The 22,070-nt window shown below is 45.8% G+C and carries 20 protein-coding genes and 2 other annotated features; of the genes, 3 read left to right on the forward strand and 17 right to left on the reverse strand.

All coding sequences use genetic code 11. The features are described 5' to 3' along the window. Positions 1-28: 28 nt before the first annotated feature. The 11 genes from trpA to LCM10_RS05715 form a co-directional block, all read right to left on the reverse strand. A complete protein-coding gene (trpA, locus tag LCM10_RS05665; protein WP_224875187.1) occupies positions 29-823 on the reverse strand; it encodes a tryptophan synthase subunit alpha in 795 nt (264 codons plus the stop codon). Further along, positions 816-2,024, reverse strand: a complete 1,209-nt coding sequence (gene trpB, locus LCM10_RS05670; RefSeq protein ID WP_224875188.1) for a tryptophan synthase subunit beta — start codon at positions 2,022-2,024, stop codon at positions 816-818. The genes trpA and trpB overlap by 8 nt, the downstream gene beginning before the upstream one ends. Then, positions 2,021-2,647 carry a phosphoribosylanthranilate isomerase gene (locus LCM10_RS05675; protein ID WP_224875189.1) on the reverse strand — a complete coding sequence of 209 codons (627 nt, stop codon included), beginning with the start codon at positions 2,645-2,647 and terminating at the stop codon, positions 2,021-2,023. The genes trpB and LCM10_RS05675 overlap by 4 nt, the downstream gene beginning before the upstream one ends. Next, the gene (gene trpC, locus LCM10_RS05680) at positions 2,644-3,432 is read right to left on the reverse strand and encodes an indole-3-glycerol phosphate synthase TrpC (protein ID WP_224875190.1); all 789 of its coding nucleotides are present in this window, start codon (positions 3,430-3,432) and stop codon (positions 2,644-2,646) included. The genes LCM10_RS05675 and trpC overlap by 4 nt, the downstream gene beginning before the upstream one ends. Next, the gene (gene trpD / locus LCM10_RS05685) at positions 3,433-4,458 is read right to left on the reverse strand and encodes an anthranilate phosphoribosyltransferase (protein WP_224875191.1); all 1,026 of its coding nucleotides are present in this window, start codon (positions 4,456-4,458) and stop codon (positions 3,433-3,435) included. Further along, positions 4,430-5,041 carry an anthranilate synthase component II gene (locus LCM10_RS05690; RefSeq protein ID WP_224875192.1) on the reverse strand — a complete coding sequence of 204 codons (612 nt, stop codon included), beginning with the start codon at positions 5,039-5,041 and terminating at the stop codon, positions 4,430-4,432. Before LCM10_RS05690 ends, trpD begins: the two co-directional genes overlap by 29 nt. After that, entirely contained in the window at positions 5,038-6,423 is a 1,386-nt protein-coding gene (gene trpE, locus LCM10_RS05695; protein ID WP_224875193.1) for an anthranilate synthase component I, read from the reverse strand. The genes LCM10_RS05690 and trpE overlap by 4 nt, the downstream gene beginning before the upstream one ends. Before the next feature lie 59 nt (positions 6,424-6,482). Beyond that, positions 6,483-6,729 (reverse strand) — a binding site (T-box leader). 43 nt (positions 6,730-6,772) lie between these two features. Further along, positions 6,773-7,020 (reverse strand) — a binding site (T-box leader). A gap of 74 nt (positions 7,021-7,094) precedes the next feature. Beyond that, positions 7,095-7,955, reverse strand: a complete 861-nt coding sequence (locus LCM10_RS05700; protein ID WP_224875194.1) for a GNAT family N-acetyltransferase — start codon at positions 7,953-7,955, stop codon at positions 7,095-7,097. Between the two features lie 118 nt (positions 7,956-8,073). Then, the gene (panF, locus tag LCM10_RS05705; RefSeq protein ID WP_224875195.1) at positions 8,074-9,504 is read right to left on the reverse strand and encodes a sodium/pantothenate symporter; all 1,431 of its coding nucleotides are present in this window, start codon (positions 9,502-9,504) and stop codon (positions 8,074-8,076) included. Beyond that, positions 9,497-9,775: a YhdT family protein gene (locus LCM10_RS05710; protein WP_224875196.1), complete on the reverse strand. Its 279-nt coding sequence runs from the start codon at positions 9,773-9,775 to the stop codon at positions 9,497-9,499. Before LCM10_RS05710 ends, panF begins: the two co-directional genes overlap by 8 nt. A 371-nt stretch (positions 9,776-10,146) precedes the next feature. Continuing rightward, complete coding sequence (locus LCM10_RS05715; RefSeq protein WP_224875197.1) at positions 10,147-10,875, reverse strand: TIGR02206 family membrane protein; 729 nt, start codon at positions 10,873-10,875, stop codon at positions 10,147-10,149. Between the two features lie 173 nt (positions 10,876-11,048). Here LCM10_RS05715 and LCM10_RS05720 point away from each other — a divergent pair, with 173 nt between their 5' ends. Next, complete coding sequence (locus tag LCM10_RS05720) at positions 11,049-12,599, forward strand: hypothetical protein (protein WP_224875198.1); 1,551 nt, start codon at positions 11,049-11,051, stop codon at positions 12,597-12,599. 42 nt (positions 12,600-12,641) lie between these two features. Here the strand turns inward: LCM10_RS05720 and LCM10_RS05725 are convergent, their stop codons facing one another. Both LCM10_RS05725 and LCM10_RS05730 read right to left on the reverse strand, forming a co-directional pair. Beyond that, on the reverse strand, positions 12,642-13,310 hold the full coding sequence (locus LCM10_RS05725) for a phosphatase PAP2 family protein (protein WP_224875199.1): 669 nt from the start codon (positions 13,308-13,310) through the stop codon (positions 12,642-12,644). 28 nt (positions 13,311-13,338) lie between these two features. Next, complete coding sequence (locus LCM10_RS05730; protein WP_224875200.1) at positions 13,339-14,196, reverse strand: Ku protein; 858 nt, start codon at positions 14,194-14,196, stop codon at positions 13,339-13,341. Between the two features lie 147 nt (positions 14,197-14,343). Here LCM10_RS05730 and LCM10_RS05735 point away from each other — a divergent pair, with 147 nt between their 5' ends. After that, positions 14,344-16,185 (forward strand): DNA ligase D, encoded by a 1,842-nt coding sequence (locus LCM10_RS05735; protein WP_318247472.1) that lies wholly within the window; start codon positions 14,344-14,346, stop codon positions 16,183-16,185. Between the two features lie 401 nt (positions 16,186-16,586). Here LCM10_RS05735 and dapF read toward each other — a convergent pair whose 3' ends face one another. After that, the gene (gene dapF, locus LCM10_RS05740; RefSeq protein WP_224875201.1) at positions 16,587-17,582 is read right to left on the reverse strand and encodes a diaminopimelate epimerase; all 996 of its coding nucleotides are present in this window, start codon (positions 17,580-17,582) and stop codon (positions 16,587-16,589) included. Positions 17,583-17,906: 324 nt separating this feature from the next. Between dapF and LCM10_RS05745 the strand changes: the two genes are divergently transcribed. Further along, positions 17,907-18,200, forward strand: a complete 294-nt coding sequence (locus LCM10_RS05745) for a hypothetical protein (RefSeq protein WP_224875202.1) — start codon at positions 17,907-17,909, stop codon at positions 18,198-18,200. A 3-nt stretch (positions 18,201-18,203) separates the two neighbouring features. Here the strand turns inward: LCM10_RS05745 and LCM10_RS05750 are convergent, their stop codons facing one another. The 3 genes from LCM10_RS05750 to ribE form a co-directional block, all read right to left on the reverse strand. Beyond that, a complete protein-coding gene (locus LCM10_RS05750) occupies positions 18,204-19,448 on the reverse strand; it encodes an EAL and HDOD domain-containing protein (protein WP_224875203.1) in 1,245 nt (414 codons plus the stop codon). A gap of 212 nt (positions 19,449-19,660) precedes the next feature. Further along, entirely contained in the window at positions 19,661-20,887 is a 1,227-nt protein-coding gene (locus LCM10_RS05755; protein ID WP_224875614.1) for an NCS2 family permease, read from the reverse strand. Positions 20,888-21,570: 683 nt separating this feature from the next. Continuing rightward, complete coding sequence (gene ribE / locus LCM10_RS05760; RefSeq protein ID WP_224875204.1) at positions 21,571-22,044, reverse strand: 6,7-dimethyl-8-ribityllumazine synthase; 474 nt, start codon at positions 22,042-22,044, stop codon at positions 21,571-21,573. Positions 22,045-22,070: the final 26 nt, after the last annotated feature.

The raw sequence follows: 22,070 nt of genomic DNA on the forward strand, positions 1-22,070 counted from the left end.
CACTAGTCCAATAAAATTAACAGAATACTCATAATTTTATGGGACTACTCATTTTGGCTGCATCCATCAACTCCTTGATGCTACTTACATTCTCTTCTTGCAGGAGGTCGATGATCCTGCTACCCACGATGACACCGTCACAATCACGGGTCATTTCCCTTACGTGTTCAGGGGTTGAAATACCGAAGCCTGCAAGCACGGGCACTTGACTATATCGTTTAAGTACTTGAAGATGATTTCCAATGTTTTCATTGACTGCGCTCCTTGCACCGGTCGTACCATTGATGGTCACGGCATAGAGGAACCCTTCCGTCAGTGCAGCAAGTTCACGGATCCTTTCTTCCGAGCTCGTCAGCGTTGCAAGCTGGATGATGGCGATGCCATGTTCTTCGGCTGGGGAAGCGATCAGGTCCCTGTGCTCTGCAGGGAGGTCGGGGATAATTACCCCATCCACGCCCACTTCTTCACAGCGGCTGAAAAAGCGTTCGATCCCGTATTTATAAAGGGGATTGATGTAGGTCATGAATACCAACGGAATGCCGATTTCCCCTCTTCTTCCGGCCAATTCATCCAGAACATACTGAAGGCTGACCCCGTTTTCCAAAGCCCTCTTCCCTGCCCGCTGGATGGTGGGTCCGTCCGCTACAGGATCCGAAAACGGGATCCCGATCTCGATTGCCGTCGCACCTGATTCTTCAAGCAGTTTCAACGAGTCGATCAACCCATCAATCCCGCCATCCCCGGCCATGATGTAAGGGATGAATAACTTATTCCCTTTATTCAGTTCCTTTTGAAAAGCCTGCTCCATGAAATCTTTACCCATTGTGATGCCCCCCTAGCAACTCTTTAACTTGTTCTACATCTTTGTCCCCTCTGCCCGAGAGACAGATGACGATTGATTCTTCACTATTCATCTTTTTTGCGAGCTTCACTGCATATGCAACTGCATGAGAGCTCTCAAGCGCAGGGATGATGCCCTCTGTCTGACAGAGAAGCTGGAACGCATCAAGCGCTTCTTGATCGGTAATGGATGTATACTTGACTCGATCGATTTCTTTGAGGAAACTATGCTCCGGTCCCACCCCCGGATAATCAAGACCTGCAGATACTGAATGTGCTTCCTGGATCTGCCCATCATCATCTTGAAGCAAGTACATCAGACTGCCGTGTAAAATCCCTGGACTTCCGAGCGTAAGGGTAGCCGCATGTTTATTGGAGTCAATCCCTGCCCCTGCAGCTTCAACCCCATACAAGTCCACTTCCTTATCATCGATGAACGGATGGAACATCCCCATTGCATTGCTTCCGCCGCCGATACACGCCACAATGGCATCTGGAAGTGTATGTTCCTTCTCGAGGAATTGTTTCTTCGTCTCTTTCCCGATCACACTTTGAAAATCCCGTACCATCTTCGGAAACGGATGCGGACCAAGAACCGATCCGATGATGTAGTGGGTGTCTTCAACATTGGCAACCCAGTAACGTAGCGCCTCATTCACGGCATCTTTCAGGGTAGCGCTCCCAGATGTGACACCGACCACTTTCGCACCAAGGAGCTCCATGCGGAAAACGTTCAGTTTCTGCCTTCTGATATCCTCTTCCCCCATGAAAATCACGCATTCGAGGTTCAATAACGCACACACCGTCGCCGTTGCCACCCCATGCTGGCCCGCACCGGTCTCGGCGACGATCTTCCGCTTGCCCATCCGTTCAGCGAGCAACGCCTGGCCAATCGTGTTATTGATCTTGTGGGCTCCCGTATGATTCAGGTCCTCTCTCTTAAGATAGATCTTTGCCCCGCCGATCCGCTTTGATAGATTTTCAGCGAAATAGAGGGGGTTCTCCCTTCCGATGTAATCCTTCAAATAGTATTGAAGTTTCCGATGGAATTCCTCATCCTTCAAAGCTTCCTCATAAGCCGCTTCGAGTTCTTTGACCGCCGTCATCAATGTTTCCGGGACAAATCTGCCCCCGAATTGTCCGAATAATCCTTTTTGGTCAGGCTGTGCATACATCATGTTCATTCCCCGCTTTCCTTATTAATGGCTTTTACTTCTTCTATGAATTCTTTTATTAACCGTTCATCTTTTCTCCCGTTGCGTTCCACTCCACTTGACACATCCACCATATAAGGCTTCACCTTCCTGATTGCCTCAGAGATATTATTTTTCCTTAAACCTCCAGCCAGGATCAGTCTCCGGTCAGTTGCTTCATGACCGCTAAGATAATCCCAGTCAAATGAGGTCCCATTGCCTCCCCTGAACGGTCCTTTTCCACTATCGACGAGAATCATCTCATTCCCGTAACGGGTTACAGCCTCGAGATCGTCCCTGTCTTTAATGGAAATTGCTTTGATGAATGGAATGGTTAACTCTTTGCAAAATTCAGGGCTTTCATCTCCGTGAAGCTGGACATAGTCCAAACCTGCCGTTTTCGCCGCGTGTAGCAGTTCACTCTTTGTTGCATTTACAAACACACCGATCTTCAATACCTCATTGGGAAGCGAAGCAGAGATGGCAGCTGCCTTTTCAAGCGCGATCCTCCGCTTACTCTCTGCAAATACAAACCCTATTGCATCGACTCCCGCCTCGGCTGCCCACAATGCTTCCTCCCGTTCCTGAATGCCGCATACTTTTATTTTCGTCATTGGCGTTCATCCTTCTGCACCCGCAAGGAAGCTAACGTTTCCCCGGCGTCTTCGCTCCTCATCAATGTCTCCCCGACCAGTACACCGTGTGCACCGGCTTTCGACACCCTTTCTGAGTCGTGTGGGGATCCTATCCCACTCTCACTGATGAGGACGATTTCATCATCGCTAACTATCCTTGCCAACCTTTCCGTCACATCCAGTTTCACCTCGAAGGTCTTTAGGTTGCGGTTATTGATGCCGATGATCTTTGCACCTAGTTCTAACGCTGTCTTCATTTCACTTTCATCATGTACCTCCACAAGGACCTCAAGCCCCTGTTCTTCGGCATATTGATAGAGTGATTGTAAAGCCTGCCGGTCAAGAGCGGCTACTATCAACAAAATGATATCCGCTCCTGCATCTTTGGCACGGTCGATCTGCACCCTATCAAGAATGAAATCCTTGCATAAGATCGGGATGGACACTTCCTTCCTGACCAACGCCAGGTCTTCCATCCTCCCTTTAAAAAACGGTGTATCGGTTAAGACGGAGATGGCGGCGGCACCTGCACGTTCATAGGCTTTCGCCTGCTGTACCGGGTCCACTTCCACCTTGATATCCCCCTTTGATGGGGAAGCCCGCTTTATTTCTGCAATCACCCCTAACCGATCTGCTTTTTTCAAAGTGTCATATAATCGCCTTGTTGGTTTTGTTGATTGATGGAATAAATGGAACCCAACCTGTTTTAGTTCTTTTATTTCATCCACTTTCCGGTCAATGATTTTTTGAAGAATCGTAGACATTCAGATCACCTGCTTTCTTTTTGTTTCGCTATACGAGAGAAGGGTTTGAAGTGCAGCTTTTGCTTTCCCGGACGAAATGCTGTCACGTGCTTCCTTGACACCTTCTGCAACGCTTGAAACCGTGCCATGGGCATACAATGCAATTCCTGCGTTGAATAACACCGTGTCAAGGTGCGGCCCTTCCTTTCCTTCCAAGACATCCAATAAAATGTCTGCGTTCATGTCGGAGTCCCCGCCTTCGATCATGGAATTCGGATAATGAGGGAGCCCGACATCCTCCCCGGTCAACGTGAAGGAGGTGATGACGCCGTTCTCAAGAAGCACCAGATGGTTCTCACCAGCAAGGGATGCTTCATCCATGAAATCGGCACCGTTCAACACAATCGCTCTCCTCCTGCCAAGTTCGTCAAGTACTTTCGCCATCGTTTCGAGCATATCCCTTCTGTACACGCCAATCAGCTGCGTTTCAAGCTCCACTGGATTGGTCAGGGGCCCGATCAGATTGAAAATCGTCGGGATTTTTAATTCCTTCCTGACTTTCATGATCCGTTTCAACCCTGAATGGACGTGAGGGGCATAAAGAAAGGCGATGTTGCACTCGGTAAGCAATGAGTTGATTTCATCTTCCCTGAAGTCGAGCGACACCCCTAATCGTTCCAGTACGTCTGCGCTGCCCGTCTTGCTCGAAATGCTCCTGTTGCCATGTTTGGCAACCTTTATGCCTGCACCTGCCAGCACAAATGCACTCGTCGTACTGATATTGAAGCTATGCGACCCATCTCCACCGGTCCCACAATTATCCAGCACCCCACTTAATTTACTTCTGACAGGCATTGCTTTTTCCCTCAGTACTTCAACGAGACCCGTGATTTCATCGACTGTTTCACCTTTCATTTTCAACAGAGTCAGAAAACAGGCAATCTGGCTGTCTGTCGTTTCTTCTTTGACTAATTGCTGTACCGCTCTTCTCATCTCATCTCTACTTAAAGAATGTCCGTTAGATAGCTTCTGCAGATACTCTTTCACGGTTATTCCCCTTTCTCATCTCAACTAAAAAATTGCTCAATATTTTTTTGCCTGTATCCGTCCCGATTGATTCAGGATGGAATTGAACCCCGAATAGCGGGTGACGCAAATGCTTGATGGCCATGATTTCGTTGTCATCCATCGAGGTCGCGGAAACCTCGAATTGAGGTGGAAGTGTGTTTTTATCAACAACAAGCGAATGGTATCGCATGACGGTAAGCGGCTGGGATAGATACTCGAAGATCCCGTGTCCATCGTGCTTGATCAAGGATGTCTTACCGTGCATGATCTTGTCAGCAATCACCACCTCGGCCCCAAATGCAGCAGCAATCGCCTGATGCCCGAGGCACACACCCAAAATCGGCACACTTGCGTGAAGATTCTGGATAATTTCGATACAATTCCCCGCATGCCGGGGCGATCCTGGTCCAGGGGAAAGAATAATTCCATCTGGTTTCAATTCCTCGATGTCCCCAGCGGTGATGTCATCATTCCGCTTGATCAATACCTCCTCACCGAGCTCTACGAGATATTGATACAGGTTATAGGTGAAGGAATCATAGTTATCAATGAGGACGATCATTTTCCCACCTCCAGCAATGATTTCGCTTTATTCATCGTTTCCTCATATTCACTTTTCGGGTCAGAATCGTACACAATCCCAGCCCCTGCTTGCACATAAGCGTGCTGATCCTTTAGGACAAGCGTCCTGATGGCCAAAGCGAAATCCAGATTTCCATTAACCCCTAAATAGCCGATGGCTCCTGAATAGACCCCTCTCTTTTTATCTTCAAGTTCATTGATAATCTGCATCGCCCTGATCTTTGGTGCGCCACTCACGGTCCCTGCAGGAAGACAGCTAACAAGCGCCTGAAGGGGATCTATGCCATCACTGAGTGTCCCTTTCACTTCTGACACAAGATGCATCACATACCTGTAACGCTCGACAAGCATATATTTCGACAGCGTGATGGAGCCCGCTTCACACACTTTTCCAAGATCGTTCCGGCCAAGGTCGACCAGCATCCTGTGCTCCGCGATTTCTTTCTCATCGGAAGACAGTTCGTCTTCCAACCGCTGATCTTCATCCTCCGTCGCTCCTCTTCTTCTCGTTCCTGCAATCGGGTTCGTCGTGATTTTCCTGCCTTGAACCTTTACAAGACTTTCAGGTGAAGCACCGAGTACGACATACTCCTCGAAATCGATGAAGAACATATAGGGAGAAGGGTTGGACTGCCTCAACATCCGATAGAAACTAAAGGAATCCCCATTGAAAGCTGCCTTCATCCTCTGTGACAGCACGACCTGAAAGATATCCCCCTGCCTGATATATTCTTTCGCTGCTTCTACCTTTTCGATAAATTCCTGCTCTGTTATCTGTGGTTGGAATTCCACATCCTTCAACCCTGCATCATGGACATCGAGGACCACTTTCGTTATGTCGCCTTGCACCTCATCTAGTTTACTTTCAAGCTCTTTCTCTTCTTCACCAAGAGCGACTATATAAATTTTCTGTTCGGCGTGATCGAATACAATCACCTTTTCGTAGACCATCAGATGAATATCGGGCATTTCCAGCTCATCCTCCGGAACATGGCCGATCCGTTCATATTGACGGATCACGTCATAGCCAAGATACCCGATCGCTCCCCCGGCAAAAGGCAAATCTAGCCCTTCCTGATTCACCCTTGGCAGTAGTTCCCCGATGATTTCAATGGGGATTCCAGTCCGCACTTCTTCTTCCCCCGTCTTATTTCGCATGATCGTCACTCTATCTCCATGCGCCTTGCATTCAAGATACGGATCACTGCCTACGAAGGAGTATCTCCCTGACTGTTCATGCTTCAACGAACTTTCCAGAAGGAATTTCTTTGCTCCCTTCAATGATTGGAAAAGCGATATCGGTGTATAAAGATCACCATTCAACTCCCTCACCCTAAACTTGATTTCTCTTTGTTGCTTCACATCCCATTCCTCCAATCAAAATAAAAAAAGTCCCCTATAAGCACAGATTCACTGTACTTATAGAGGACGATGCTGATCGCGGTGCCACCTCATTTTGGAGCAAGAAACTTACTCCCTCTCATTTCGGATACAGGGCTAAAACCCGATATCCTATCCATGTAACGGTGGAATCCGTATGACCCTACTCGACTTTCAAGTCATCTCTCATAAGTCCATTCGACTTAAGCTATCCTGCCAAGGTCTCACCCTTCCCCGACTCTCTGTAAAGCATCACTTAAGCTTACTACTCTTATTCTACGATTTCGTTTATTCATTTTTCAGCTACAAAAAAAGGGCATCCCGGTCCTTAAAAAAGGACGGGATACCCGTGGTGCCACCTTCGTTGACTGATTATACAGTCCACTCTGCCGCATCGAAGCCATTCGCTCTAATGCGCGTCTTTTGTAACGATAAGACATTCGCCAAAGCCTACTCTCCCATAGGATTTCGGTTTGGAAGCTCGGAAGTCCATTCCCTGCCGCATTCACACTGGTTCACACCAACCACCAGCTCTCTTAAGTGTCCGCAACGGGTACTCCTCTTCGTCAACGCCGTTCGCTCATTGAATTATTGTTTATTATATTAATCCGTTTTTCAATGGATGTCAACACAAAAATTCAGAACTTTTTCTTTCATTTGAAGTCCACCATCAGCGAATCCTCAATCGGCACATAACCGATTTCCATATAAATCTTGTTCGAAGTGGGATTCTCAAGGTCTGTATACAACGTACAGAATGCAAACTCTTCCAGGAGGGTCCTGCTTAATCCCGATACAACGGCTGATGCATAACCCCTTTTCCGGTGAGGTGCGGGTGTATAGACGAAATTCACGGTGATGCCGTTATCCGTCCATCTCCCTCCCCTTGCCATGGAGACGGGTTTCCCCTCGACTTCCCAAAAGTACAAATACTTCTCATTGGAAATCATCTCTTCTGCCCTCTTGATTGCTTCACTAGGTGAAATGGCGTGCACCCCTGTTTCTTCAGTGAATGCTACGATCCATTTGGCAAGCAGAGGAAGATCTTCTTCCTTCGGCCTGACCAATTTGCCCTCGGGCAGCTCGATTTCATTTACACGGTCAAGTTTATAAACTCTCTGGTTCATCCCTATTTCTTGCTGACAACCCTTCAATTCACACCATGCTTCGGTGAATCGTTGAGCCGACTCTTTCTCTGAGACAACCCCTGGAATCTCAATGCCTTCCTTCTTTAGGATCATATGCAATTCTCCTGCGATGGTGCCATAATCCTTCTCATCCACTTCAAGAGCCGCAACAAGATGATGCGGAGGAGTCATGATGAACACGCCCTTCAGGACCCCTCCCTCATCTTCCACGCTGATCAGCACAGGATCTTTATACCGGCTCCACGTTTTGATGCTGTTCACCAGCCCGAGCGGCAAATTGTATTCCGCTTCCTTCCTAAGAAGGAATGGGTACACGCGGCTGTAATATTCATTGATATCATTATATCTTGTCAGTTTCCAGTTCATTTTCTTCCCCCCTTCCTTATCATTCTACTTATGTCTGTTTTTCCCCTTTTAAATTAACACTTATTTACATAGCATAAAACAGGGACAGCCTATTGAAAGCAAGGCTGTCCCTGAAAAATCAATATACGCTTCTCCTCTTCGTCATAAGCGAAACCAGAATATACATGACGAACGAGATGAGGATTGGGAATACGACGGTGTGCATATCCAGATAGTTCGGCAGGAAGCTGTGGAACAGGATATAAGAGATCAATCCGGAAAGCATGGAAGCGAGAGCCCCAGATGCATTTCCCCTCTCCCAATATAATCCCAGCACAATCGGCCAGATGAACACTGCCTCAAGACCCCCGAAAGAAAATAAATTCAGCCAGATGATCAAATCAGGCGGGCTCAACGCGAACAGGAATACTGCGATACCGGTAATTGCTGTCACCATGAAACTCATCCGTTTGATTTTCTCTTCCTTTGCATCCTTATTGATGTAATTCATATACACATCCTTCACGATGCTTGACGATACAATCAAGAGGAGCGAGTCGACGGTCGACATGATCGCAGCCATCGGAGCTGCCAAAACAATTCCTGCGAGCCATGGCGGGAGCACTTCGAGCGCTAGGAGCGGCATCACTTTATCCGCTACTTCCACACCCGGGATCACCGCACGTGCAAGTACCCCGATCAGGTGCATCCCCAGCATGATCGAACCGACTACAATCGTCCCGATGATGAGGGCCCGGTGCATGGAGCGTGAATTTTTATAGCTCATGGCCCTAACAGCCACTTGAGGAAGGCCGACCACCCCTACACCGACCAGGATCCAGAAGGAGGAGATATAACGTGCACTCAGCTCACCATTCGCCCCGTGCGGACTTAGCAGGTTGGGATTTTCCGCTTTCAAATCCATCATGATGTTTTCCAATCCTCCGCCTGCGATGATCGTTGCTGCCAGTAAGATCATCGTACCAACCAGCATCACGACCCCCTGGATCGAATCGGTGACGGCAACCGCCTTGAATCCGCCGATGATGACATAGACCAGGACAGAAACGGCAAACAGGAACAGTGCACTCTTATATGAAAGTCCGGTCAAGGATTCAATCAATCTAGCTCCGCCGACCCATTGTGCAATCATAGCGGAGAACAGGAAGATGATGATGCTTAAAGAGGATAAGATCGTTATGTAATGATTCCGATACCTTCCCTGTAAATAATCGACCAGCGTCACGGCTTGATACTTCCTGGACATGATCGCGAACTTCTTCCCGAGCACAAGCAGGACAAAATAGCCTGTGACCACTTGCGACATGGCCAGCAGCACCCACGACAGTCCATACGAATAAGCGGCTCCCGGCCCCCCGATGAAGCTGCTTGCACTCCCATAGGTGGCAATCATGGTCATGGCAAGGATGAATCCTCCCAGCTGCCTGCTGCCAAGGAAATAATCCTGTACGAAGGAATCTGCCTTACTACTATTTCTTGAAGAATAAATCCCCGCAATGAAAATGATGATTAAGAATAAGACCAAAGGGATCAACGCCATGCTATTCATGGGATTCCTCCCCTTCTTCATCAAATGGAATATCTGTCAGCATGAATTTCACGACCACAATCACCAGACCGATCATGAGCAAGAAACCGGCAATGCAGCTATAGAAAAACCACGCTGGCATCCCAAGTACCCATTCATAATCTGAGACTGGACCGTCGCCAAGACCGAAAGCGAAGCCATACCACCAAACAAAGTTGATCAACACAAGGGCGATCCCGATCAACGCTTCACGATGAGCGATTTGAAAACGTTTATCTTCTTTTTCATCCACTCTCTATTCAACTCCTTTACCTTACCAATTGTTCACATTCTTCTACAATTTACGACAGCGGGGATCGAATTGCAATCAATTCCTACAAAGCACGGAGAAATCCCCCCTCCACTGCACCATCATTTGAAATTCCCCTTGAGGAATACAGAAAAAAAGACAATCCCGGCATCTGCAAACCAGGATTGTCTTTTTAAAGATTTATTAAAGGGGGGTAATCATGAACCATTCTCTATTATAAAAAGAAAGAGGGGGAAACTCTTGTATTTTCAATGAGAATGATTTTCAATATCATTGTATGATGTTCACCCTTTATTGTCAACTACAAAACCTAAATTCCTTAAAGTGGTAGCATTCACTACGCACCTAAAAGGTCAGCCCTCTTCTTGTACCCTTTGTCTTTCCTGCTTTCTGTACTTCTCCAACCATCTGAATAAAAAATAATTCAGGGTGAACACCACCACCGCCGCCAACTCCAGATTCAAAAAATACACAAATCCATCCCCGAACCATAGCAGTGGGGTGTTTCCTTCAGGCGGTCCTGACAGGAAGAAATAGTTGGAACCGCTGAGTTTGTTGATGATCAAGATCGGGACTGCCAGGCAATTGACGAGAAAGAGCCCATAAAAGATAGACCTTTTAGGGACCTGATAGCGATCGTGAAAGAATAAATATAGGACCATTAATGGGATGCCCATGTGATGAAGGAAATACTTGAGATAACGATAATGTGGAAACGCGTATGGATTGTCAGGTGTGATGATCGCAAGGATCGGTGGGATGAATCCGATATAAAGAAACAGATAAAACCATTTAACGTTCTTCTTGAAATAAAGATAGATTCCTATAAACGTGCTGATACTGCATAAATGGAGAGGCATGGTCGTTTGGAAGGACCAATTCCCATACAACACCGACCACACTTGATAACTGATTTCCGACACGGCCAGTATCCCTACCAATAGAGTGCCGATCCCTTTGTTATCTCGCCCTTTCATCATAACCATGACCATCACGCCGGCAAGCAGGAAGAAGAGAAGAATCGTCAAGAGATGTGAAACGGAGAACAAATGGAAGTTCATCATGTTATCCGGTGAAAACATACTGGTCCCTCCCTTTACGTTCATGATCGTTGACTTTCGCAAAGATACGGAAACTCGTAAAAAAGATGGGTACGATACACTCAAGGAAATATTTGGTGTCATAGAGTTTGAATTGTGGTAAAATTCTAAATTGACATCACACTACACATAGAGAGAGATAGAGGGGGATTTTGATGAAAGAAAAAATAACGTCATTTGGTGTCCCGTTAGTAATCATCCTGCTTTTATTGGGGGCACTATTCATCAATCAGATACTGGAAGTAAAGAAACAGCCTCAGCCTGACTGGAGCCGCTCTGTACCACTGGGCTTCACATCCGATGAGCGTCCGCAAGCTTTCTTCAATGATGAGAGCCTGTTCCTCACAGACAATGGTAAAGTGCATCAGTTGAAGTTCGATGAACAATTGAATCTTCAAGAAGATGCTGTCGAGAACACCAAAATCACGAGGGGCTACCCATTTTGGTCCGATGGTTCCACCTTCATCCAAATGAAATCCGGCCAGTTGGTTGCAACGGAAAATAATAAAGATACGGTCATTGAAGAAGAAGCGACCGGACTTAGCACAAGTAAGGATCGAATTTTCTACTGGGTGAAAAACGAACTTTATTCGGTCAATCCAACTGATTTATCCAAAGAAAAAGTCCATGAATTCTCAAAAAAGGTGATGGAAGTATATCAAGGTGATAACGGAAGTGCGATCATTCAGGAGCAATTCAATGACGTATCGGCCGTTCTACATTATATGGATGAAAGCGGGAAAATAGTAGGAGATCCATTCGCTACGGTGAAAATCTCCACGAACCAACATATCGATGGCTTGACATATGAAGTCCGCGATAATAAGCTCACCATTCTATATAACGAGGAAATGCGTGCCCAAGGAGTTTTGAGTTATAAAATTGTGAAGCTCTCAACCACAATCGATACAATCGGTAAAGAAATGTTGAAACCTGAAACCCTCAAGTTCATGAATGTAGATTCCGGTGAACCGCTTCAAGGACCACGTTCAGCCAAATTAGTCACAATCGATGGCAAGAACACAATATTATTCACTTCGGAAGGACATCGAGTCAGCGATCACAACTCGGTCAGTGTCTACCTGGCTCCACTCGGGGATGACTCTCCACTGAAGGCAGAGTCGATCGGGACAACAAAACATTATTCATATATGCCTCTTCAATTAACGGAGAACAGCGTTGCCTGGCTTGATTATGGCGGAGATTCGTATGAACTTTTCGGGGCTTCACAAGACCCTGACGTCATTTCAAGCTCTGTCGAATTGAACAAGCGCAGCATGAAAGAAGCCGTCAACAACACGGTATTGATGGTATTCAGTAGCATTATTACGATTCTGACTTCTTTCTATTGGGTACTGCCTTCGTTACTCCTTCTCATTCTGCTTTATATGCTAAAGCCGAATATTTTCGAGAAAGAAGGCATCAACTGGGTGGAATATGCATCGATTGTCATTTTCCTGTTCATGCCGCTTACGTTCATAAATAAAGCCATGAACGGCTACTTCTACTTTGCGGCTCCGGATTATCTTACCTTCTCCGGGAGCGGCTATGTCGGCATCACGATCATCACGATCCTGACCGCCGCCATCTGGAAATTCGGGCGTAACCCTGACTGGGGGACGTTCGGCGGTGCATTTTATTTCATGGGTATTTACATCCTTTTATACGTCACTTCCTTTGGCCCATATATATTCAACCTTTTTTAAGCAAAAAAACCCTGAAGCGGGAGTACCGTTTCAGGGTTTTTCTCATTCATCTCGATATTTCCAATCACTTCGTTTGTAAAAATAAAGATAGACCGCGATACAGAGGGTCAACCAGCCTCCCCCGGCCGTGAATCCCCCGACGATGTCACTGGCATAATGAACGCCAAGGTAGATTCGGCTGATGCCAATGAATACGATCAGAATAGCCAGCAAGAAAACGCTCGACCATTTGAATAACATTCGATCGAATGCCCGGAAAAGCATGAAGGCAAGGGCTCCATAAAAAATGAATGAACCCATTGAATGACCGCTAGGAAAGCTGTAACCCCCCTGCTGGATCAATGCTTCGATATCAGGTCTTTCCCGTTTAAAAATCCATTTCAGCAGGAGATTGAACCCCGCCCCCAAACCGACCGAGATTGCAACGAATAAAGCGAGCGGATATTTCTTCATGAACAATAGGATGATGACGACCGAAACGGTACAAATACTTAGCCATTTCACCCCGCCCAAAAAAGTGATCGATGTCATCAATGCTGTCAGCTTGGGTGATACGAATGCATGAATGATCGTGAATACCCCATCATCGAAGCCCGCTATCTCGTTTTCTTTCCATTCCTCCACAACCGTAACGAATCCCCATGTGAAGATGGCCAAACAACTTAACGAGATGATGAAGAATAATGTCTTTTTGGTATGTCTCTCCTCCAAAGGTGATCTCCTTCCCTCTTTACATTCCTTATTGCGCTTTTTTCTTTGTTGTCGTTTTCTTTTTCACCGGTTTCTTTTTTGCTTCTTTCGCTTTTGTTTCTTTCTTCTTTTCCGGCTTCGACGAATCGATTGATGCCTGCAGTGCAGCCATGAGGTCTGACACATTTTCCTTCGGCGCTTTTTCTTTTGCAGTCACGACCTTATCCCCCGTCTGCTTTGATTCTATCAATTGACTGAGTCGTTCACGATACTCATCATGATATTGTTCCGGGTTGAATTCGGTCGTCAACTGTTCGATCAGCATCGTCGCCGTTTCAAGTTCCTTCCCTGACACTTCGTCTTCCTCCGGGACATTCGGGACATCTTTAGAAGGACGCACTTCATCAGGATAATGGATTGTTTCCATCACGAGCGTATTGTTATACACCCTTACGACCGATAGCTGTTCTTTCGATCTCATCGTGATTTTGGCAATCCCGACCTTTCCTGAGGATACAAGCGCTTTCCTCAATAGGGTATAAGCTTTTTTTCCAGTATCATTCGGTGATACAAAGTAGCTTCTGTCAAAGAAGATCGGATCGATTTCCTCCATCTTGATGAAATCCAGGATTTCCACTGTCTTCTCGGCATTGGTCTCCTTGATTGCATTCAATTCCTCTTCTTCGAGTACGATGAATTTACCTTTTGTCACCTCATATCCTTTTACAATGTCAGATTGATCAAGTTCTTCATCACATACAGGGCAGATCTTTTCATATTTGATCGGTGAATGACATTCTTTATGCAATGAACGAAGCTTGATATCACGATCTTCCGTGGCAGAATGAAGTTTGATCGGAATATTGACCAAACCGAAGCTGATCGATCCTTTCCATACGGTATGCATAAACATTACCCTCCTTTTTGTTTACTGAATCCTCTAATACATAGTTTTAGTTCCTCAATATGCTTCATTCGCAAAAACATTTGGAAATAATGCGGTTGAGATGCGGCAACACTAAAAAGAATCATAGTAGCTACAATGAAGGAGGTGATGAAGTTGAAACCGATGTTGCCGACGCTTTCGGAAGAGGCGCCATTGAAAGGAGATTGGCGGTACGAGGTGAAGTACGATGGGTTCAGGGGAATCTTATCGGTCGATGAAAATAAGGTGATACACTTGACAAGCAGGAATAATAAATCACTTCTCCCCCAATTCCCTGAAATAGAAGCCTACGTCCAGCAGATAGTGGAGAACGATCGTCTTCCCCTCCCCATGATCCTTGATGGGGAAATTGTCATTCTGCGGTCTTCGTTCAGCAGCGAATTTTTCGAATTACAAATCAGGGGCCGGATGAAACAAACAAAGAATATCGCTGAGTTTTCAGAGAAAAGACCCGTGAAGTTTCTCGCTTTTGACCTGATTCAAAGTGGAAAAAAACAGGTTAAAAACAAGCCTTACTCAGAACGAAAAAACGAGCTTCGTGACTTGTGTTCATCAATGGGAATCGCGCTAAAACCTGATGCGGCCAACCCCTCAGTCATCCAGATGGTCCCTTCTTACACTGATTGGGCTGAAATATGGAGCTGTGTGACCGAAGAGGAAGGAGAAGGTGTCGTCGCAAAGCTGTCTGATAGCAAATGGGAGGAAGGGAGACGCTCCGCCTCCTGGCTGAAGATCAAGAATCGCAAGTCATGCCTGTGCTTCATCACTTCAGTGGATACATCAAACGATTATTTTCACATCGGGGTATTCCAAGGAGAAGAAGTGAAGGAAATCGGATTATTTCATTTTGGGATTTCCCCCGCTGACAAAAGGACCTTAAAAAACATCATCAAGCAAAATCATTCACGGCAGGAAGGCAGTCATTATTATATCGAGCCTGCGATTTGTGTGGAAATCCTCTATCTGAATTGGTACGAAGACCAGTTACGGGAGCCTCATTTTCACCAATTCATGTTCTCATCGCGCCCTGATGAATGCACATTCCAACAGTTCCTCCTCGATGAAGCAAGCATTCCGGAGATCGTCGACATCACTCACCCCGACAAACCTTTATGGGAGAAGCCGATGATCAAGAAATTGGATTACATCCGCTACTTGCGTAAGGCATCGATTGCACTCCTGCCCTTCCTGAGAAACCGCGCGTTGACGTGCATCCGTTATCCTCATGGCATGTTCGGGGAACCTTTTTATCAGAAGAATGCCCCGGATTATGCACCTGATTTCATCGAGAAACATAAACAATCCGGGATCGAATACATCACCTGCAACAACCTGGAGAGTCTGATGTGGCTAGGGAATCAATTGGCGCTCGAGTTCCACATCCCTTTTCAAAAAGTAGACCAAGAGGATGTGAGCGAAATCGTATTTGACTTGGATCCCCCAAGTCGTGAACATTTTCATTTGGCTGTCAAGGCTGCAAACATCATGAAGGGATTATTTGACGGAATGCATGTACACAGCTTTGTAAAAACATCAGGGAATAAAGGGCTACAAGTCTATATCCCACTCCCAAGGGGCTATGGATGGGAGGAAACTGGATTGTTCACGGAATTCATCGCGGACTATCTTGTGACGAATTTCCCTGAAGACTTCACGATTGAACGGATGAAAAAGAATCGGAAGGGTCGACTGTACGTGGATTATATCCAGCATGGAGAAGGCAAGACCATCATTGCGCCCTATTCCTTGCGCGGAAACGAAGATGCTCTTGTTGCTACCCCTCTTTGGTGGGATGAAGTGAATGAAGAACTGAATCCAGAAAGGTTCACGATGGAAATCGTACTGCACCGGCTCACCAAGCTCGGTGATCCATTAAGTCAATTTGACCGGATGAAAGACGAGCAGCCATTTGAGGAGGTCATTTCCTTCCTTAAAGAACGCAAGAAGTAAAAAAAGAGTCTGGGAAAAAAGTGTTTTAGACAATGAAAAACCCGTACGAATTTGTGGATTGGACGACAAATTCATTCGGGTTTTTAAATCATTTGTATTACTGTACAATGAGATTTCACTTCTGTCTAGCGGTTGATTGGAGTGCAAAACGAAGACTCCTGCGGGAAAAGCGAGTTAGGTGAGACGTGTCTAGCTCCAGCGGCTAGAGGCTCGAGACATAAGCCTCTGAGCAAGCCACTTCCGCTTTTCTAACCCGCAGGAGCGAATGCGACGAAGAGGCTCACCAACCGCCCGCGGAAAGCGAAGTTTTGCACGGAAATCAATAGCGGTATTAAAAACTGGAACCGATATTGTTCGTCTTTATTTGTAGGGTTCTTTGTTTTGTCCCAGCCTCGTATGAATCATGCGTTTGTAAACACTTTACTATTCACAACATCCTTGGCATGCGCTTGCAGATTTCCATAGGCATCTTCTTCATTGAGGTCTTCATGAGACAGAACTTCGTAGGATTCCGGCTCGGAAAGTGACAATTCCAATTCCGCTTCATACGTATAAGTGGCATTCCCTATGAGCTCCATGTAATACCCACCGTCCAGCTTGCGGTTGACCACCACCCGGACCTTTCCTCCATTATTATACACATCGATCTCCTGGCCTAGCTCATTCTGGCCGAGAAGACAGGTCACCAGACTTGATGCAGACATCGCCGTGCCACAGGCGTTCGTGAAGCCTACGCCACGCTCAAACGTACGGACATAGATGGCGCCTTGCCCGAGAGGATGGACGAAGCTCACGTTCACCCCATCAGGGAACAGATTATTCGGTCCATTGACACTTTCAGAAATCATTTTCTGTTCATTGGAGATAATGGTCTCAGCATCGACGATCGTGATTAAATGCGGATTCGGGACCGCTAACACCGTGAATCGCAGACGATCGGAAATTTCCGGTATTTTCTGATTCACCACTTCCGTAAAATCCATGTTCATCGGAACTTTATCCAATTCAAAGGAAACCGGTGATATCTCCACATTGTACGTTGGGATCTCATCATGAATGAAAGGTGCTACGGCTACCTTCAGATCCGCTTTCATCGTCTCGACGACAATGGAATCCTTCCCGGTTAATTCACAAACATAGCGCCCTACGCATCTGAGGCCATTCCCGCACATCGATGCTTCCGAGCCATCCGCATTGAACACCCTCATCCGGGCATCGCATCGTTCGCTCCCCAGGACAAATAGGATTCCATCGGCACCCAACCCTTTTTGCCTGTCGCATAAAGCAATTGCCATGTTCTGCCTCGCTTCTTCTGTAAACGTATAAGGATTGGAAATTTCATCAATCAGTAAGAAATCATTTCCAGATCCGTGACATTTTATCACATTCAATTTCATCGTAAGGTCCCTCCGTTACTCTAAATCTGTCAAACTATCATGCTGTAAAGTCAATGTTACGACCGATAAAAGTGTGCAATCGATTTTCTGGATCAAGTGGCATGTATTCACATACCTAGACATCGGTACAGTCCAAGCTTGTTTTTAATAAGTTAAGCTTGCCATAAACCAATTCATTTGGCAATGAGCGATTCTTGTATACAATCAGTTTACTTCCATTTCATCATGCATGTGTGTTTCCAAGCCGTTTTTTTGATGAAATCCCCCACAAAACCATGTACACTATACTGAGAATACTTGTTTTGTAGAAAGGGGCGTGTCATATTGGAAGATCTACAGTTCCGATTTCAAGTGCATAGGGTCGATGAGACGGGCGATGAATTCAACTCACTTGACGTCCACGTATACGGTAAAATACTGAATCAAAAAAAAGACCTTCTGCATGAAGGCCTATTCCGGGTCAAATTCAATTCAATCGGCATTTATCCTCATCCTGCCGATGTTGCAAAGCAGATAAGCTCGAAGAAGATCCAGCGCCTTCTTCTGGTGGAATTGAAACGATACATCAAACCGCAGCGTACGTACCTGAAACCGGGAACATATAAGCCTGTCTGGTAGTCCTTACTGCTGCGCCAACTCCTGGGCGAGCAGCTTCTCCGTCCACTGACATGCCTGTTGATAGCTTTCGGAAATATCTTCTTCCACAAGTTGCAACAACACCATCTTCTTTTCGACTTCACTCCAGTCAGCCTTCTCGACCGCGATGACCAGTTCAAGTAAGTCCTTCAGCTCGTTCGACTGGCCTGTCAACGCATCACAAATTTTATCATCCAGTGGTAGGTCCTCGAGGATCTGCATCATCGGTACAGAGAGAATGGTATCCATGAGGGAGAACATACCTGTAAGAAAGTAGCTTGAGGTGCTGACGCTCCCTTTCCTTTTTTTTCCAACAAGCTCACACATCTTAGCCCTCGTGAGACATAATGTGATGACTTCGTTTTCAAGTTTCCCCTTGGTGACGACCCTTTCCCTCACAGCTAATACATAAATCCATCGTTTGATTTCCATGAATCCGAGAAGGACGATGGCCTGCCTGATTGAATGGATCTTATGCTTCGGACGATAAGCAGGGGAATTGATCAACTTCAATAATTTGTATGAGAGTGATAGATCCTGCTCAATTAATTCGCTGATGACTTCAATACTGGGCTCAGACACTTCAAGGCTTTGGATGATGGAATAGTACGAATGAAAGTATACCGGGACATCATGCGATGAGATGATGTTCGGTTTACTGAAAAAGTACCCTTGGAAATAATGATAGCCCTTTTCCCTTGCTTCCCTATATTGTTCTGCCGTCTCCACCTTTTCGGCTATCATTTTATAACCCAATAAGCGTGAGAAGACCTCTATGTTATTCCTCATTTCTTCTGTTGTTGCGAGGAAATCGACCTTCACGTAATCTGCGATTCTCATCAGTTCTTTGCAGAAAGGATTCGAATCATTGAAAACAAAATCATCCAGTGCGATCTTATATCCAAGCTTTTTAAGTTCAAGGCAAATCGCTACTATATCCTTGTCCGGAACGACCGATTCAAGGATCTCAACCACGATGTCCCTCGGATTGAAGTACGTTGGAACCTTCAGTTTCAGAAGGTTTTCAGTAAAGTTGATAAAACATGGTTTCCCAGAGGATAAGGAATCGATCCCTATATTCATAAAGCTATTGATGATCACATCAGCCGTTGCCTGATCTCCATCAATATTCGGAAAACTATTCATTTGATTTTGTCTATATAACAGTTCGTATGCTGCCTTTTCCTCATTAGCATCAAATATGGGCTGCCTTGCAACGAAAACCTCCATCGTTTTCACTCCTGCCTTCAATAAACAATAAATGGTTGATTGATAGTTCAATAGAATCATTTTTATAGATGAATCATAACAAGAAATATGTGGAAAGTCCATATTTTATGGGGAAATATAGCGAATTACAGGGTTCCGGAACCCACTTCACAATAACTGAATAAATGAAAAAAAAGAGGCGGAATGCTCCGCCTCTTTTACTAAACACTTTATTAATGAATCGAATGAACAAAAAAGTTCATCAAGAATAATCCGGCAATGACGTAAAGCGGGATGGATACTTCCTTCGCTTTACCGGTCGCCATCTTAAGGATCGGATACATGATGAAACCGATCGCGATGCCGTCTGCAATGCTATACGTGAAAGGAATCATTGCGATAATGAAAATGGCAGGGAATGCCTCTGTCAGATCTCTCAGATCCATGTGTCGGATGTTCTGGATCATCAATCCACCGATGATGATGAGAATCGGAGCGATTGCATGGTCCGGAATCCACTTTAAATATGGAATGAATAGAACGGATCCAAGGAACAAGACGCCTGTCGTCAGTGCTGTCAAGCCTGTACGTCCCCCTGCTGCCATAGCCGCGGCACTCTCAACCGTGGAAACTGTCGGACTTGTACCGAAGAACCCGGAAGTGAACGCGGAAAATGCGTTTGCCTGAAATGCCTTCGGATACTTATGGTGCTGATCGATCATATCCACATGTCCATGAATCAGGCCGATGTTCTCGAATACAAGGACCATCGTCACAGAGAATACAGCAATCCAGAACGGGATCTTCATGATTGAATCAAACGAAATCTGTCCGAACACCCCGGCATATTCACTCCAGTGAAACGAACTTCCGGATACTGAAGGCTCGATCCCAAAAAGGAATCCAAGCAGTGTACCGAAGCCGATGCTCCAAAGGAACTGCCCTTTTACATTACGGATGAACAAAAAGATCGTAACCAAAAAAGTCAATACCGTCGCCAGTACCCTGAGTTCGCCAAAGTCCCCAATGGTGATCAATGCGCTGTCACCCCTCTGGATGAGGCCGCCTTTCTCGAGACCGATGAACATCAAGAACATCCCGAGTCCGACCGTGATCGCCTCTTTCAATGTCTTGGGTATCGCCTCTGACAAAAGCTTCGATAGCTTCGTGAACGCAATGATCATGAACAAAATCCCGGAAACGACGACAACAGCCAGAGCTTCCTGCCACGTCAAACCAGAAGACTTCACCAGGGTGAACGTGAACATCGCATTGATCCCCATTCCTGGAACCAGCAAAATCGGTGCATTCGCCCAAAAGGCCATCACCAAACACCCAACAAAGGAAGCAAGTATGGTCGCCATGACCGCTCCTTCAAATGGTATACCAGCTTCAGAAAGAATGAGTGCATTGACTGCGATGATGTATACAATCGTGAAATACCCGATTGCCCCAGCCATGATCTCCTGTTTGAACGAGGTACCATGATCCTTCAACTGAAAAATACCTTTACGTTCTCTCAATATAATCTTCCTATAAAACTGCCCTCTCCCTACCCGCTCAATCCCCGATTATCGGGGTGAGCCACAAGATAATATTGTAGCAAAAAGATGGGGGTTTGCCAATAAAATTGTAGATGGGAATGGTATGATGTGGATTTAAGTTGTGAGATTGTTGTGAGATTGGTAGTTGGGGTTGAAGTACGAGTGAGGGACTCGTCCGGTGCCGCGATGTGGTTGTGTTCGCTCTGATCTGAGGGGTGGTGCAGTTACGATCAGAACATTAACCGGTTTTATATCATTATTGTTGGAAGACTTGACGTTTTTATAAAGGAAGAGGTAAATACAAGGCAAACTCTTTATTTTTCATCCTATTAAATCAGCAAAATGGTAGGAAAACAACTGATTGATTGGGGGAAAATCATTTTATGATCCATTTCCAGGATTTATGATCCATTCTGGGAAAATATGATCCTTTTTTTGATTTTATGATCCTAATTTCAAAAATACGCTCCTAATTTGAAGTATATGCTCCTATAAGAATCATTCTAAACAACCCCCACCTCCAATTCAAAGGTACGTCCCTCACCACACTAAAGCGTTAAAAAGCCGATTCCCAATTAGGAACCGGCTCTCCAATCTCTTTAGTTATTGTCAATCGCACGAACAAGGTTCGCCATTTCGATCGCTGATGCGGCTGCTTCCCATCCTTTGTTGCCGGCTTTTGTGCCTGCACGCTCGATGGCTTGTTCGATAGTATCGGTCGTTAAGACACCGAAGATGACCGGGATATCTTCCTGCAGGGCAAGGTTTGCGACTCCTTTGGCTACTTCGCCGCTTACATATTCGAAGTGAGCAGTTGCACCACGGATGACGGTTCCGAGTGTGATGACGGCATCATATTTACCTGAGCGCGCCAATTTCTTGGCGATCATCGGAATTTCGAATGCACCCGGCACCCAAGTGACGGAGATGTCGGCTTCTTCGACGCCATGTCTTTTCAACGCGTCCTCTGCACCGCCAAGGAGTTTGGATGTGATGAATTCATTGAATCTTGATACGACGATGGCTACTTTCAATCCTGTTCCGACTAAATTACCTTCATAAATTGTTTTCATTTTTCATTCCTCCAGTTGGTTGATAT

Origin of the sequence: Rossellomorea aquimaris (assembly GCF_020171925.1) — a bacterium.
Classification (GTDB): domain Bacteria; phylum Bacillota; class Bacilli; order Bacillales; family Bacillaceae_B; genus Rossellomorea; species Rossellomorea aquimaris_F.